General features: G+C 63.8%; 13 protein-coding genes. 10 read left to right on the forward strand and 3 right to left on the reverse strand.

The window, feature by feature from the left end:
- Positions 1–3: 3 nt before the first annotated feature.
- Positions 4–1,035, reverse strand: coding sequence for an FAS1-like dehydratase domain-containing protein (locus NKH51_RS16560; protein WP_254762772.1), 1,032 nt, complete (start codon positions 1,033–1,035; stop codon positions 4–6).
- Between the two features lie 704 nt (positions 1,036–1,739).
- Between NKH51_RS16560 and NKH51_RS16565 the strand changes: the two genes are divergently transcribed.
- The 8 genes from NKH51_RS16565 to NKH51_RS16600 all read left to right on the forward strand — a co-directional run bounded on the left by NKH51_RS16565 (position 1,740) and on the right by NKH51_RS16600 (position 11,975).
- Entirely contained in the window at positions 1,740–2,513 is a 774-nt protein-coding gene (locus NKH51_RS16565) for an SDR family NAD(P)-dependent oxidoreductase (protein WP_254762773.1), read from the forward strand.
- Between the two features lie 98 nt (positions 2,514–2,611).
- Complete coding sequence (locus NKH51_RS16570) at positions 2,612–4,192, forward strand: class I adenylate-forming enzyme family protein (RefSeq protein WP_254762774.1); 1,581 nt, start codon at positions 2,612–2,614, stop codon at positions 4,190–4,192.
- Between the two features lie 97 nt (positions 4,193–4,289).
- A complete protein-coding gene (locus NKH51_RS16575; protein WP_254762775.1) occupies positions 4,290–5,597 on the forward strand; it encodes an MFS transporter in 1,308 nt (435 codons plus the stop codon).
- A 131-nt stretch (positions 5,598–5,728) separates the two neighbouring features.
- The gene (locus NKH51_RS16580; RefSeq protein ID WP_254762776.1) at positions 5,729–7,270 is read left to right on the forward strand and encodes a molybdopterin-dependent oxidoreductase; all 1,542 of its coding nucleotides are present in this window, start codon (positions 5,729–5,731) and stop codon (positions 7,268–7,270) included.
- Positions 7,271–7,565: 295 nt separating this feature from the next.
- Positions 7,566–8,924 (forward strand): ABC transporter substrate-binding protein, encoded by a 1,359-nt coding sequence (locus NKH51_RS16585; RefSeq protein ID WP_254762777.1) that lies wholly within the window; start codon positions 7,566–7,568, stop codon positions 8,922–8,924.
- A gap of 99 nt (positions 8,925–9,023) precedes the next feature.
- Positions 9,024–9,977, forward strand: coding sequence for a carbohydrate ABC transporter permease (locus NKH51_RS16590; RefSeq protein WP_254762778.1), 954 nt, complete (start codon positions 9,024–9,026; stop codon positions 9,975–9,977).
- Positions 9,974–10,846, forward strand: coding sequence for a carbohydrate ABC transporter permease (locus NKH51_RS16595; protein WP_254762779.1), 873 nt, complete (start codon positions 9,974–9,976; stop codon positions 10,844–10,846). The genes NKH51_RS16590 and NKH51_RS16595 overlap by 4 nt, the downstream gene beginning before the upstream one ends.
- Before the next feature lie 43 nt (positions 10,847–10,889).
- Positions 10,890–11,975 carry an ABC transporter ATP-binding protein gene (locus NKH51_RS16600; RefSeq protein ID WP_254762780.1) on the forward strand — a complete coding sequence of 362 codons (1,086 nt, stop codon included), beginning with the start codon at positions 10,890–10,892 and terminating at the stop codon, positions 11,973–11,975.
- A gap of 5 nt (positions 11,976–11,980) precedes the next feature.
- Here NKH51_RS16600 and NKH51_RS16605 read toward each other — a convergent pair whose 3' ends face one another.
- Both NKH51_RS16605 and NKH51_RS16610 read right to left on the reverse strand, forming a co-directional pair.
- Positions 11,981–12,559: an RDD family protein gene (locus NKH51_RS16605; protein ID WP_254762781.1), complete on the reverse strand. Its 579-nt coding sequence runs from the start codon at positions 12,557–12,559 to the stop codon at positions 11,981–11,983.
- A gap of 75 nt (positions 12,560–12,634) precedes the next feature.
- Entirely contained in the window at positions 12,635–12,916 is a 282-nt protein-coding gene (locus NKH51_RS16610; RefSeq protein WP_254762782.1) for a hypothetical protein, read from the reverse strand.
- A 184-nt stretch (positions 12,917–13,100) separates the two neighbouring features.
- On the opposite strand from NKH51_RS16610, the gene NKH51_RS16615 reads away from it, so the two are divergent.
- On the forward strand, positions 13,101–13,676 hold the full coding sequence (locus NKH51_RS16615) for a hypothetical protein (protein ID WP_254762783.1): 576 nt from the start codon (positions 13,101–13,103) through the stop codon (positions 13,674–13,676).
- A gap of 52 nt (positions 13,677–13,728) precedes the next feature.
- The gene (locus NKH51_RS16620; RefSeq protein WP_254762784.1) at positions 13,729–14,583 is read left to right on the forward strand and encodes a hypothetical protein; all 855 of its coding nucleotides are present in this window, start codon (positions 13,729–13,731) and stop codon (positions 14,581–14,583) included.
- Positions 14,584–14,612: the final 29 nt, after the last annotated feature.

Raw genomic sequence — 14,612 nt, forward strand, 5'->3', positions numbered from 1 at the left:
TTTTCACTCGAGGTTGGCCGTCGCCGTCCCGGTCAGCAGCGTCTCGCCGCCGTCCGTCCACGCTTCGAGTTCGATCTCCACCGTTCCGTCGGCCTCGTTGATCTCGACGACCTCGCCGCTGGCGACGACGGTGTCGCCGGGGAAGACCCGCGACTGGAACCGGACGCCGAAGCTCGAAATATCCCGCAGTTCGAACCAGTTCGCGACGACGCGGGAGGTGACGCCGGCGGTGAACATCCCTTGCCCGAAGACGCTCTCGTTGCCCGCGGCCGTGGCGTAGGGCTCGTCGTAGTGGATCGGGTTGAAGTCGCCGCTCGCGCCGGCGTACTTGACGAACTGCTGGCGATCGAGGTCCTCGACGACGACGTTCGGACCGGTGTCGCCGACCGCGATGTCGGCGAGGTCGCCGACGCGATCGAAGTTGCCGACGGTCGCCGGCGGCACGTCCGACTCGGCCGCGGCGGCGCCGCCGTTCGTCGCTGCCTCGGCGGATTCGCTCGAGGCGTCGTCACTCTCGCTTTCGGTGCTCTCCTCGTCGGCGTCGTCGTCGACCGCTCCCGAGGTCTCGATGGCGGTCGTGCGGTCGGTTAACACGAGTTCGTCGTCTCGATTTCGGTACTCGGTCTCGAGGACGGCGAATGTCATCGTGCCCGCACGCGGTCCCTCGCGCTGGAAGACATCCGCGAGCGTGGTCGTCCCCTCGAGGACGTCGCCGACGGCCATCGGGCGCTCGTACTCGTGGTGTTGCTCGCCGTGGAGGACGTACTCGGGCTGGAAGGCCAGGTCGAAGCCCTTCCCGTCGACGTCTTCGGGGGTGTACCGCGGGAACCGGCCGACCTGGCTGTAGGTCAGCGGCGCGGGCACGCGGTCGTAGCCCCGCTCGGCGGCCGCCGCCTCGTCGCGGAAGATCGGGTCTTCGGACGTGATCGCGCGCGCGAACTCTTCGACCTTGCCGGCCTCGACGCGGAACTCTTCGACGGTGACGCGGCTGTCGCCAACCATCGCCTCGAGTTCCTCGATCGGTCTATTCGGCATCTCGAGTCACCTCTGTGGGCTCGCTGCCGATCGTCGCCGGTCGTTCGGTCGTCCTGCGCTGTCGGTCGGGGCCGTCTCCGCCTTGCATTGCCACGACGATTTGAGCACGACTGGCATAACAGTACCTCTCTCGGAACCCGGGTCGATCGTATCCGAGGGTTGTGTGAGAGGCAGCCGGTTTCGATAGTTCATCTACCGGAGGGCAACCGAGCGTCTGCTTCCGTGGACACAAGGGATTTCGACGTCCTCCCCAGCCGATTTCTCCTCACGGCGCTCCGCGCCGTTCGGATGGTTCGCGGGACCGCAGGTCCCGCGCTAACGCTCGGTCACAGGGCTCCCTCGCTCATCCACCGGAAGACGCATTGCGTCTTCCGAGCTGCTCGAAAACGCGTCGCGTTTTCGGCATCACGAGACGGCGAAGCCGTCTCGAACGACTTCGCTCGCAGGCTCGCGAAGACCTCGCACGGCGTCGGACCGCGGTTCGCCAAGGCAAACCGCGGCCCAGCGCGCGCCACCCGCACGTGGTCGGCCGATCGCGTGTCGCTCGGTTCCGCTACCACTGGCCGACTCGAGCGCTCTCCCCCACACCGGTCGAATAGCTTATAATGAACGTCGATGAATCCGTAGACACGAATGCCAGTCACTGTCACCGCTGGAACCGGCGTATCGGCTGCTCAGACCACGGCGAACATGGAGGGACGGCGATGACGACGGACCAGTTCAGCGTCGAGGGTGAGACGGCGATCGTCACGGGTTCCTCGAGCGGGATCGGGAAGATGATCGTCGAGCGGTTCGCCGACGACGGGGCGAACGTCGTCGTCACCTCGCGGGAGATGGAAAACGTCGAGCCGGTCGCCGACGCGATCAACGAGAGCGACCGACCGGGCGAGGCGCTGGCGATCGAGTGCGACGTGACCGACCGCGAGGCGGTCCAGGAGATGATCGACGAGACCGTCGACGAGTTCGGCGGCCTCGACATCCTGATCAACAACGCGGGGGCGAGCTTTCAGGCGCCACCCTCGGAAATTAGCGAGAACGGCTGGAAGACGATCGTCGACATCAACCTCCACGGCACCTTCCACTGCTCGCAACTCGCCGTCGAGTATATGCGGGACAACGGCGGCGGCCGGATCGTCAACTTCGCCAGCGTCGCGGGCACCCGGGGCTCGAAGACGATGAGCCACTACGGCGCGGCCAAAGCCGGCGTCGTCAACTTCACCACCTCCTCCGCGGCCGACTGGGCCGAAGACGGCGTCTGGGTCAACTGCATCGCGCCCGGCCTCGTCGCGACGGAGGGCGTCCGCACCCAGATGGGCGTCGAGGACGACGCCGACGAGATCGCCCGCACCTCACCGGACCGCACCATCGGCAAACCCGAGGAGGTCGCGGACCTCGCGCAGTTCCTCGCCAGTCCGGCTTCCTCCTACATGGTCGGCGAGACGGTCGAGATCAAGGGGCTCCCGCGTCTCGGCGAGTAGGCCGACCGGACTCGAGACACTCCCCTTGGGGACCCGAAACACGTCCTCTGTTACCACCACCCGTATATTTTTCATCCCGAACGACAAACGCGGGGCACATGGAACTCGATGTCGTCCCCGCAGAGACGCTTTTAGAGGCCCCCTACGATGGGAACGTCGCACACCTGCTCGAGCGAGCGATAGCGGACGAGCCGGACGCGCTCGCGATCGAACACGCCGGCGAAACGATCACCTACCGCGAGTTCGGCGACCGCGTCGAGCGCTTCGCCGACGGGCTTCGGGAACTCGGCCTCGAGGCCGGCGACCGGGTCGGGCTCTACATGCCTAATGGCATTCCCTTCTGCACTGCAGTCTGGGCCTGCTGTCACGCCGGGGTCATCGCGAGCCCGCTGAACCCCGAGTACCGCCGTCGTGAGATCGCCTACCAGCTCGAGCACGCTGACGCGAAGGCGGTCCTCGTCGAGGGCGAGCCCGACGACTACGTCGTCGAGGCCGTCGCCGACCTCGAGACGGAGATCGTCGCCACGACCTCCGGCGGCGACTACCGGTCGCTGCCGGAACTGGGCGCGGCCGACGCCGACCCGGACGTGGTCGACCGCGAGGACGACGACGTGTTGCTCCAGCCCTACACCTCGGGGACGACGGGCAAACCGAAGGGCGTCCTGCTGACCCACCGCAACTTTCGGGTCCAGATCGCCCAGAGCGTCTCGAGTTACAGCGCCGGCCCGATCGAGGGCGACGGGATCATCGTCCTGCCGATGTACCACATCACCGGGATGCTCGGCATGATGTCCTCGCTGTGTGCCGGTCGGACGCTGCACCTGCTTCGCCCCGACCAGTGGGACCCGGAACTGGTCCTCGAGAAGTTAGACGAACACGACATTCCGGCCTTCGTCGGGGTCGCCGCGATGTTCGTCGACCTGCTCGACGCCCACGAGCCCGACGAGTACGACCTGTCGACGCTGATCAAGGCGGGGCAGGGCGGGGACAAGCTCCCGAAGCCGACACAGGAGCAGTTCGAGGAGGCGTTCGACGTCCCGCTCTCTGAGGGGTACGGGCTGACGGAGACGACCGCGACGAGCCACACCATCCGGTGGTCGTCCCTTGGCAACCGGCCCGGGAGCGTCGGCCAGCCGGTTGGCCACACGCGCTCGAAGGTCGTCGACGAGGAAGGGAACGAACTCGGCGCTGGCGAGGAAGGCGAGATCCTCATCGCTGGCCCACAGGTCATGAAGGGATACTACGAGAACCCCGAGGCGAACGACGACGTCTTCACCGAGGACGGCTTCTTCCGCACCGGCGACATCGGTATGCGAGACGAGGACAACTACTACTACATCAAGGGTCGCGAGAAGGAGATGATCCTGACCGCGGGGTACAACGTCTATCCGCGCGAGGTCGAGAACCTACTCTACGAACACCCCGACATCCACGAGGCCGCGGTCTTCGGGCTCCCCGACGAGCGCCGCGGCGAGACCGTCGCGGCCGCGATCACGCCCAAGGAGGGCGCGGAACTGACCGAGGACGATGTCGAGGAGTACGTCCTCGGGGAACTCGCCCCCTATAAACATCCTCGCGTCGTCGAGATCCGGCGCGAACTCCCGAAGACCGGCAGCGGCAAGATCCGCAAGACGGAACTGCAAGACGAGTTCGTCGAGGAACACGGGCTGGAATCGTGATGGGACACGATCGGTCGAACTCTCGAGGAACCGCTACTGGACGGAACGTAGCGCTACTGGGCCCGAGACCGCTCTCGGCGACCGCCCTCGTCCGCCGATGACTGACGAGACCGCCGACTCCACGTACTCGAACGCGGAGATCCGGACGATCGCGCTCGCGGTTATCGCCGGCATCTTCTTCGGCGGGGTCGCGACGGGCGTCGCGTTCCCGACGCTGCCGCTGTTAGACGAGAAGCTGGTGATCAGCGCGATCATGCTGAGCGTGATCCTCTCGGCCAACCGCATCGCGCGGCTGTTCATGAACACGCCGGCGGGGACGATCATCGATCGGGTCGGCTCGCGCAAACCGATGATCTTCGGGCTGTTCACCCAGGCGCTGGCTCCCTTCGGTTACATCGTCGGCCTCCACACGCCCCCGATCGATCTGGGCGTAGTGCCAGTACTCGGCGACGTGTCGCTTCCGGGCGTCGTCTTCGTCCTGGCGCGGCTGTTCTGGGGGATCGGCAGCGCGTTCGTCTTCATCGGCGCGTTCGCGACGATCACATACGTCACGACGACGAACAACCGGGGGCGGTGGGTCGGCTACATGCGCGGCGGCCAGTCGCTTGGCTTCCCGACCGGGCTCATCCTCGGGGGCATCCTGACGGACCTGGCCGATATGCAAACGGCGTTTCTCGTCGCCGGCGCGCTCGCGCTGGTCGCCGGCACCGTCGCGACGCTCGTCCTCCCGGACGTTCACGCGGGTGCGGGCTCGGAGAGCCGATCGGTGAGCCTCCGCGAGGTCCCCGCGCTGTTGGCCGGCAATCCGACCGTCGTCCTCGTCGGCTACGGGAACTTTGCCGTCCGATTCCTCTGGGGCGGCGTCATCCTCTCGACGCTCGCGAGCTACGCGAGCGTCTACGGCCTCGAGCTCTCCTTTCTCGAGGCGGCCGGAATCAGCGGCATCGTGATGGGCCTTGGCGTGCTCACCTCGGGGTCGCTGACGATCGTCACCGGCTGGGCATCGGATCTGGTCGACGATCGGACGATTCTGACGGTGCCGGCCTTTCTGGCGATGGCGGTCGGTTTTCTGGTTATCGCCTACGTGCCAACGATCGAGGCGCTACTCGGTGCGATCGTCCTCGTCGGCGGCGGTATGGGCGCGGCCGCGCCGTCGCTGCTGGCGATCATGGGCGATCTCACCCCCGGCGACGAACTCGGCCGGATGGGCGGTGCCTACCAGGTGATGGGCGATATCGGGCTCAGCCTGGGCCCGCTGCTGGCGATTCCGGCCGTCGAGAGCTGGTTCGGCTATCGGCTGACGTACGTCCTCTGTGCGGTGCTCGTCTTGAGTTGCTTGACGATCGTCTCGCTGCCGCTACTGCGTAACCCCGAGGTCACCCGGACGGGAGTGAAAGCCGACTGAACGAGGCGGTGACCCGCGTCCACGCAAGGGCGAACGCGGGGCCGTCGGGCTCACCGGCGCGATTCCGCGACGAAGCCTACTCACGTGCGCGAAGCTTTCATGTGTAGTCGCGACTATTGGTATGTATTATCATGACAAAGGAGCGCATATCGGGGGCGGTCGCCCGGGTGCGTCCGTGGCTTCCCGCGGTCGCCGTGGCGCTCGCCGCCGGACTCGCCGCCGTCGGGGGCTCGTACCTCTTCGTCGGCCGACGGCCGGCGTTCGTCGCGACGCCGATCGACCGGCTCGTCGTCACCCTCAGTCCCGAGGCGCTCGTGACCTTCGCGATCACCGAACTCGGGACGCTCGGCCACCGGCTGGCCTTCCTGACGGCGATCGTGCTGACCAGTCTCGTCTTCGGACTCGCGGCCCTGCCCGGCGTCGCGCTCCTCCGAAGGGCCCCGTCCGCCGACAGCGCACTGTCCCACCAGCGGTACGTCTCCGCCGCCGGCGTGATCGTCGGAGCGGTTCTGCCGGCGGCCGTCGCGTTCGGGCTGACGCGCTCGCTGCCCTCGAGCGCCGGTGCCGCCGCCGGGGCCGCCCTCGTCGTGTTGGTGGCGGTCGGAGTCGAACGCGCTGCGACGGCGGACGCTCCCCTCGGCTCGTCGGACCGCCGGCGCGTCCTCGGGGCCGTCGGGTCGGCGATCGGCCTGAGCGCGCTCGGGCTGTTCGTCCGCGGGACCGACACTGAATCCGTGGCCTCGCCCCTCGTGATCCCCGAGGACGCCCGACCCGAGGTTCGAACGCTGCTCACGCGCGCGAAAGACCAGTCGTTCGACGTGGAGGGGCTCGAGCCGCTGGTCAGCACGGACTTCTACCAGGTCGACATCAACAACGTCGATCCCGCCGTCGACCGCGAGGCGTGGACGCTCTCGATTACGGGGGCCGTCGAGGAGGAAGCGACGTACGATATCGCCGACCTCGAGGCGATGACACTCGAAGATCGGTTCGTCACGCTGCGCTGTGTCGGCGATCAACTCAACGGCCGGCAGATGGACACCGCCCTCTGGAGCGGCGTGTCCGTTCGGTCGCTGCTCGAGGCGGCCGGTCCTCAGGGCAACTACGTCGTCCTCAGCGGGGCCGACGGCTACTACAACGAGTTCCCGATCGAGGCGCTGTGGCCGGGACTGTTGGCCTATCGGATGAACGGGCGCCCGCTGCCACGGGGCCACGGTGCTCCGGTTCGCGCCCTCGTTCCCGGCCACTGGGGCGAGATCAACGTGAAGTGGCTGACCGAGATCGAGGTCCGCGAGGAGGAGTCGATGGGCTACTGGGAGCACCGCGGCTGGCACGGCACCGGTCCGGTCCACACCGTGGCCAAGCTCTGGCAGGTCAACCACCGCAGCGGCGGCCGCATCGAGGTGGCCGGCCACGCCTACGCCGGTACTCGAGGGATCAGCGCCGTCGAGGTATCGATCGACGGCGGCGACACCTGGACCGAGGCCGAACTGTCCGAACCACTCCCTGGTGACGATGTCTGGCGACAGTGGCGCTACGAGTACGGGGCGGCGGGGAGACACGAAGTGATCGTCCGTGCTCGAGACGGGAACGGGAACCTACAGATCCCCGAAAAAGACGGGCCGAAACCCGACGGTGCTACCGGCTGGGTTTCCGAAACCGTGGAGCCGCGGTGAATGTACCCGCTCACTGTCAGTCGGTCGGGGTCCGTCCGGCCGTCGTCCGACTTCCGTCTCGCGGATCGGCTGCGGTGTCTTACCGGTCGTTGCCAACGTATGATGAGTAACATAAAGTACTGGAATATATTGATGCTAAAAAGCAACGCTGGAATCTGTCTGAAAAAAACGTGAATGTTTATATGCCTGTAGTTGGATGATAGCAATGGACAAGAGTGATTGTGAACCAATGACACGGGATAACATCAACAGGCGGCGGGTGCTTACGGGTGCTGGTGCAGGAATTACGGCAGCGATGGCAGGTTGCATCGGTGGCGGTGGGGGTGGTGACGGCGATGTCCAATTCCTAACAGACTACTACAACGACGCATGGCAAGCGCTCTGGGATGAACTCGAGCCGGCGTTCGAAGACGAGACCGATATCCCGGTCACCATCGAGGAAGCCGGAATGTCCGGAAGCCAGGAATCGCGGCTCTCACAGCTGATTCAGGCGGGTAATCCGCCGGAAGCGAACTCATCGACGTTCGATCAGGTGGCCAATATCTGGGAGACTGGGCAACTCGAGACGACCAACGATGTCGTCTCGTCGATCGAAGAAGTCAACGGGGAACTGAACGCCGGTGGGGCGTTCCTCGGTGAGGGGGACGAGATCTACCAGATCCCCCACGGTGTATACGTCTCGAACTTCCAGTACCGGGCCGACGTCTACGAGGCACTCGGGCTGGAGGAGCCGGAGACGTTCAGCGATATCCTCGAGAACGCGCGAGCCATCGACGAGGCCGGCGGCGACTACGAGGACATGCGCGGCTACGGGCTCGCCGGGGCGCCGACCGGTAAGAGTCAGGACGAAATGCTCGTCATGCTCGCGAGCGCGGGGATCTCCGGTATCGGGCTTCGCTGGAAGGATCCGGAGGCACAAGACGAACTCGAGATCTGGTGGCCCGAAGACGTAGTCACCGAGGTGCTGCAGTTCGCCAAGGATATCTCCCAGTACTCCCCGGACCCAACCAGCATCGGCTGGGCCGAGTCGCTGAGCCAATGGGTGCAGGGACAGTACGGCCAGTGTTATCATCTCAACGCTTGGCCGGTCGGCGTCACCGCACAGGCGGCCGAAGCGAACGACAGCGACGGACTGCGTTTCGTCGCCGAGAACACCGAGATCATCCCGTACCCGATGCTGGACGGGGTCGATCCGAGCGAGAACTGGCTGTCATCTCCGGCCCCCGACGGCCACCATATCTTCTCGAACTCCGGTCGTCCGGGCGACGCCAAGGAGTGGTTCGAGTGGCTCTACGCAGACAGCATGGAGCGAACGGTGAGCTTCTACGAGACGGACCCCGGTCGGTTCCTCCCGACCTACTCCGACGTGCTCGGGTCGGACGAGTTCCAGAATCAGGACATCTTCCAGGCCCACCCCCACCTGCTCGAGAAACTCCAATACGTCCAAGACGAGATCTGGGGCAACCACTACGGCAGCGTCGAGGCGGCGAACACCTCCTCGCCCGTGACGCTGTACATGCAGCGGCAGTGGTTCTACGGCGAGATGATCAACCGCGTGATCACCGATACAAACACCGTCCAGGAGGCCTACGAGTGGGGTTACGGCCAGCTCGAGGAGGCCTTTGCTGAGGCACAGGAATCGTTCGGCGGATAATCCGATCGTAGCCGGTCCCCGTTCGGTCGATTCGGAGCAGGCGAATCGTTTATGGCTAACCGTGAGATTAACATACATGCATGGAGAGGAGATCTAGATATGGCCAGTGAAACTGGAGAATCAATACGACCTGGCAGGACGTACATCCCGTGGGACGACCTGCCGGTACAGCGGGAGACGGTCGCCGGTATCGGGACCGTTCTTCCCGTCGTCGTTCTGTACTTGCTCATCGCGGTGCTCCCGGTCGCGTTCGCGTTCTGGGCATCGTTACACGATATTCACACGCTCAATCCCGAGTGGCAGTGGGCTGGCCTCGCAAACTATCGCGAGGTCCTGAATATCTCCACCTTCTGGGGATCGTTATGGCGCGGTGTCATCTACATGGTTGGGAGCACGCTCATCCAACTCTCCGTCGGGCTCTGGATGGCGCTCGTGCTCAATCGTATCACGTACGGGCAGAAGTTGCTCACCGCAGTGGTCTTTACCGCCTACCTGATCCCGACAATCATCGTCTCGCTGGTGGCACTACGAGTGTTCGACCCGCTCGGGGGCGTCTTCCAGATGATGGGTGCCGAGTGGTTCGGCCTCTGGGGTGTCAACGAGGCGCCACTCGGTTCGCGGGATTGGGCGATGGAGCTACTGATCCTCATCGGTACGTGGAAGTTCGCCGTCTTCGTCACGATCTTCACGCTCGCGCAGCTGCGAGCGATCCCGGATCGATTCTACGAGGCGGCGAAGGTCTGTGGAGCCAACCGGTGGCAGATGTTCCGCGACATTACGCTGCCGCGTCTCATGGGGATCGTGACGGTCGTCGTCTTGCTCCGTTCGGTCTTCATGTTCAACAAGTTCGACATCATCTGGCAGCTCACCCAAGGCGGGCCCGGTAACGCAACGACGACCTTGCCAGTGCTGGCCTACAAAACGGTCTATACGGATCAGGCATACGGGCTCGCAAACGCGATCTCCGTCGTCATGTTCCTGTTCCTGTTGGCGTCGGCAATCATCTACTTCAAACTCTTCAACCCGAGCGAAGAGGTGGAGACAACCACATGAGTCAGAGCGAACCTCCGGGAGGCGTCTTCGGCCTCTCATACGACGGCGAGACCCGAATCATAGAAGCACTGAAATTATTCAGCACCGCGATCATCGTCATCGTCGGCTCGTGGCCGATCTACTGGATGGCCCAGTTGGCGTTCACGGACTACGAGACGGTTGAGGACGCTGTCACCATCTTCCCCACACCGGATATTTTCACGCTGGGGAATTTCTCGGTGTTGACGGATCCGGTGATGTACACCTACATGTTCAACACGGTCGTCGTGGCTATCGGTACGATCGTGACGGTTGTCCTCGTCTCATTGCTCGCTGGCTACGGTCTTGCGCGTCTGGACTTCCCGCAAAAGGAGAACTTCGCGCGGGTTCTCCTGATCGGGTACCTCTTTAGTCCCATCGTCATCGGGATTCCGCTCTACCAGATCTGGCAGAGCATCGGTCTCCTCGGTGCCCGTTTCGGGCTCATCATTGCCCTGTCGGCGATTTCGATGCCGTTCGCCGTGTGGCTAATGTGGAAGTTCATCATGACGATTCCAGAGGCTCACGAGGAGGCGGCGTGGGTCGACGGCGCATCGCGTTGGCGTGGCTTCCGCGATGTCGTCGTGCCGCAGTGCCGACCGGCGATCATCGCCGCGGCCCTGTTTGCCTTCGCGCTCGCGTGGAACGACTTCACGTTCGCGCAGATCCTTCTGCCCCAGACTGACACCACGACGTTCGCACCCGGTATCCTCCGGGCGATGGGGCAGGCCCAGTTCCTGCCGGATGCCTACCTGATGGCGATTTCGCTGGCCATGACCGTGCCACCGCTGCTGTTCGCCTACTTCATGCAGAGCTACCTGCTGCAGGGGTTCCAGGTCAGAGCGCTCTGAGAGTCACCAACCTTACAACTAACACCACCAGAAACACAAACATATGCCAGACATCGAGATCCGAAATCTGACGAAAGTGTACGAGGAATCGGGCAACAAAATCATCGCAGTCGACGACGTCGACCTCACGATCGAGGACGGCGAGTTCGTGACGCTGGTTGGCCCCTCGGGCTGTGGGAAGACCACGACGCTTCGCTGCGTCGCGGGACTGAACAAGCCGACCAGCGGCACGATCAAGTTCGGCGATCGCGATGTGACGGACAAGCCGGTCCAAGAGCGTAACATCGCGTTGCTCTTCCAGGACATCGCGTTGTACCCGCACATGAGCGTTCAGGAGAACATGGCCTACGGCCTCAAGATCGCCGGCTTCTCGAGAGAGGAGCGTATGGCTCGTGTCGACGAGGCCGCAGAGTTACTCCAGATCACGGACCAGCTCAAAAAGATGCCCGCAGACCTCTCGGGCGGTCAACAACAGCGCGTCGCGCTGGGGCGATCGCTCGTCCGCGATCCGGAGATATTCCTGTTCGACGAGCCGATGTCGGACTTGGACGCGAAACTGAAGGCCGAACTACGGCCGGTCATCGAGAAAGTGACCGACGAGATTGGCTGTCCGACCCTCTACGTCACCCACGATCAGGAGGAGGCGATGACCATGTCCGACCGCGTCGCGGTCATCAACGACGGCGAACTGGCACAGGTCGCCCCGCCGAAGGAAGTCTACGACGAACCGGCCTCGCAGTTCGTCAGCCAATTTATCGGCCAGCCATCGACGCAGTTCTTCGACGGATCGGTCGGCTCCGTCAACGGGACCGCCGAGCTCGATGTCGGTGGCTACGAGTACGATCTCGCCCGCGACGGCCTCGAAGGCTGGGCTGGCGAGGACGTCCGCGTCGGCCTCCGGCCACAGTACATCGGCGTCAGTGACGACCCCAATGCTGGTATCCCAGCAACGCACCTGCTCGACGAACCGCTCGGCGATGCGACCCACAGCTTCTTCGATACCGAGTTCGGCGAGGTCGTCGTCGTCACCAGCCCCGACTTCAATGGCAACGGCAAGGAGTACAGCCTTGTCTTCGACGACAAGTACATCCAGCTGTTCGACGCTGATTCCGGCGTCCGAATCTCCTGATTCGGTCAGTTCTTTTTGCCGTCGCTCGTTCCGCGAGCGGCGGCACTCGTGTCAATCTCGGACGCGGCCGCAGCGTCTAGATCCGTTGGTGCCGTCGAGCGAACGACAATTGTCCCCGCGACGTGGTCCCCGACGCGACGGCCGTCAGTCACCAGCGCCAACGCGAGGCCGATGACCAGTGGGGGGACACCGAGCAGATCGACGTATAGACAGAGGTTCCGTACGGCACTGGCTCGATAGGTACACGGGCGACCGTCATTCATGACGACCAGGAGACCGCGATTGACTTTTCCCGGCGTCCGCCCATAGCGCCACTCGAAGACGAACGAGTAACTGGCGTAAAGCGGTACGAGCAAGAGCAGCGACAGTGGGACGATAGCTCCACCGAGCGCTTCGTAGGGACCGCTGAAGACTTCACCTACGGCATAGATCAGCGGGAACTCGATCAGTACGTAGCAGATGAACAGATCGATAGCCGCAGCGGCGCCGCGGGCAAGCAACACGTCTCGATCGCTGGCGGTCTCGACTCTCGGTTCCGGTTGCCGTTGACTCGGTAGAAATCCATCTAGCTTCCAGTCGATCACGGGCCCACCGCCTCGCCGTTCATGGTGACTTCTTTCGCCGGTGAGCACAAAATACCTACCGTCGTCTGCCCGCAGTCACTCCATGCGGATGTCGGTCCGTAGCGTTGCAAGGAAGTAACCCAACATGAGAATCGTGATCCCGCCAAACACCTGCACGTCGATAGAGAGATAGTTGTCAACTTGGTATAGCAGAACGCTCGTGACCGCCAGTACGACGATAGCACCGACCGTCCGCCAGCGTTCCAGAATCTTCTCGAGGGCGATGCTCGTCGTGGATTTCTCGACCGCATCCGACGCCCTTCGGATGTTTTCAAGTCCTGCACTGTCCGTTTTCCGTGATGTGGTATCTTCGCTCATATGTACCCGATATTCCCAGCCGAACGTAAATATCTATGGGTGTCGGTGCCACGGGACGCGATCTCAGGTCGCTCAGCCACCCGCTAGCAGTTGCCCGTTCGTCTCACGTGTCGCGGTATCAGCCGGGATGGCAGGGATGTCTCCATCAGTGAATTGACATCACACTAGAACAATTGGATAGAATGTGTGGGGGTCGGAGTCAACCAGACGCCGGATACTGTATGGTGCCGGTATCGGTGGCGCCGGTCTGATCGCAGGTTGTTGCGACAGCACCGGAACTGACGGTGGCGATACCGGTGACACTGACGGTCTCAATGAGAGCGCCGACATCGACGAGCACAGCAGTGGCGGCGAGGTTCACTTCCTCACTGACTACTACACCGCCGCGTGGGAGTCTCTCTGGGGTGACCTCGAGTCCGAGTTCCAGAACGAGACCGACATCCAGCTGACCATCGAAGAAAGCGGGACATCCGGGACGGGTGTGAAGCGTCTCGTTCAGCTGATCCAAGCGGGGACGCCGCCGGGCGCGAATACGTCCACGTTCGACCAGGTGGCCGGCGTCTGGGAGGCGGGCAAGCTCGAGACCGTCACCGACATCGTCTCCTCGATCGAGGGGGTCAACGGGGAACTGAACGCCGGCGGCGCGTTCCTCGGCGAAGAGGACGAACTCTATCAGATCCCCCACGGACTGACCGTTTCGAACTTCCAGTACCGGGCAGATGTCTACGAGGCCCTCGGACTCAAAGAGCCCGAGATTTAGCGATATCCTCGAGAACGCCAAGGCCGTCGACGAGTCCGACGAATTCCCCCACATGCGCGGGTACGGACTCGCCGGCTCACCGACCGGCAAGAGTCAGGACGAACTCCTCGTCATGTTGGCGAGCGCGGGTATCCCCGGGATCGGTCTTCGGTGGCAGGACCCGAACGCCCGCGAGGAACTCGAGATCCACTGGCCCGAGGATACGGTGACCGAGGTCCTGCAGTACGTCGAGCGTCTCTCCGAGTACTCGACGGATCCGACGGACATCGGGTGGGCGAACTCGCTCAGCGACTGGGTCCAGGGCCGGTACGGACAGTGTCACCACATCAACTGCTGGCCAGTTGGCGTCACCGCCCACGTCGCCGAATCAGAGGACAGCGACGCGCTGCGCTCCCTTGCCATGAATACCGAGGTCATCGCGTACCCGATGTTGGACGGCGTCGACCCGGACCAGAACTGGCTCTCGTCGCCGACACCCGACGGCCACCACGTCTTCTCGGGGGGAGGCAACATCGCCGGCACCAAGGAGTGGTTCGAGTGGCTCTACGCCGACAGCATGGAACGGACCGTCAGTCTCTACGAGACGGACCCCGGACGGTTCCTGCCGGCCTACGCCGACGTGATCGAGTCCGACGAGTTCCGGAACCAGGACCTCTGCCAGATGCATCCGCACCTGCTCGAGAAACTCGAGTACGTCCAGGAGAAAATCTGGGGCGACCACTACGGCAGCGTCGACGAGGCCGACATCTCCTCGCCTGAGGCTCTGTACATGCGACACCAGCAGTTCTACGGCGGGATGGTTAATCGCGTCGTCACCGATTCGATGAGCGTTGGAGAGGCCTACGACTGGGGCTATGAGCGGCTCGAGGACGACTTCGCGGCGGCACAGGAACAGTTCGGCAACTGACCGCGGTCGATCGTCTCGAGGGCGTCTCT

The organism is Natrinema marinum (assembly GCF_024296685.1).
Taxonomy (GTDB): Archaea; Halobacteriota; Halobacteria; order Halobacteriales; family Natrialbaceae; genus Natrinema; species Natrinema marinum.

What these genes read in the sequence shown, in the direction of transcription:
- NKH51_RS16620 (WP_254762784.1), top strand. Translation starts at nt 13,729, where the DNA reads ATGCGCGGGTACGGACTCGCCGGCTCACCGACCGGCAAGAGTCAGGAC.
- NKH51_RS16610 (WP_254762782.1), bottom strand. Translation starts at nt 12,916, where the DNA reads ATGAGCGAAGATACCACATCACGGAAAACGGACAGTGCAGGACTTGAA.
- NKH51_RS16575 (WP_254762775.1), top strand. Translation starts at nt 4,290, where the DNA reads ATGACTGACGAGACCGCCGACTCCACGTACTCGAACGCGGAGATCCGG.
- NKH51_RS16565 (WP_254762773.1), top strand. Translation starts at nt 1,740, where the DNA reads ATGACGACGGACCAGTTCAGCGTCGAGGGTGAGACGGCGATCGTCACG.
- NKH51_RS16570 (WP_254762774.1), top strand. Translation starts at nt 2,612, where the DNA reads ATGGAACTCGATGTCGTCCCCGCAGAGACGCTTTTAGAGGCCCCCTAC.
- NKH51_RS16560 (WP_254762772.1), bottom strand. Translation starts at nt 1,035, where the DNA reads ATGCCGAATAGACCGATCGAGGAACTCGAGGCGATGGTTGGCGACAGC.
- NKH51_RS16580 (WP_254762776.1), top strand. Translation starts at nt 5,729, where the DNA reads ATGACAAAGGAGCGCATATCGGGGGCGGTCGCCCGGGTGCGTCCGTGG.
- NKH51_RS16585 (WP_254762777.1), top strand. Translation starts at nt 7,566, where the DNA reads ATGGCAGGTTGCATCGGTGGCGGTGGGGGTGGTGACGGCGATGTCCAA.
- NKH51_RS16600 (WP_254762780.1), top strand. Translation starts at nt 10,890, where the DNA reads ATGCCAGACATCGAGATCCGAAATCTGACGAAAGTGTACGAGGAATCG.
- NKH51_RS16595 (WP_254762779.1), top strand. Translation starts at nt 9,974, where the DNA reads ATGAGTCAGAGCGAACCTCCGGGAGGCGTCTTCGGCCTCTCATACGAC.
- NKH51_RS16590 (WP_254762778.1), top strand. Translation starts at nt 9,024, where the DNA reads ATGGCCAGTGAAACTGGAGAATCAATACGACCTGGCAGGACGTACATC.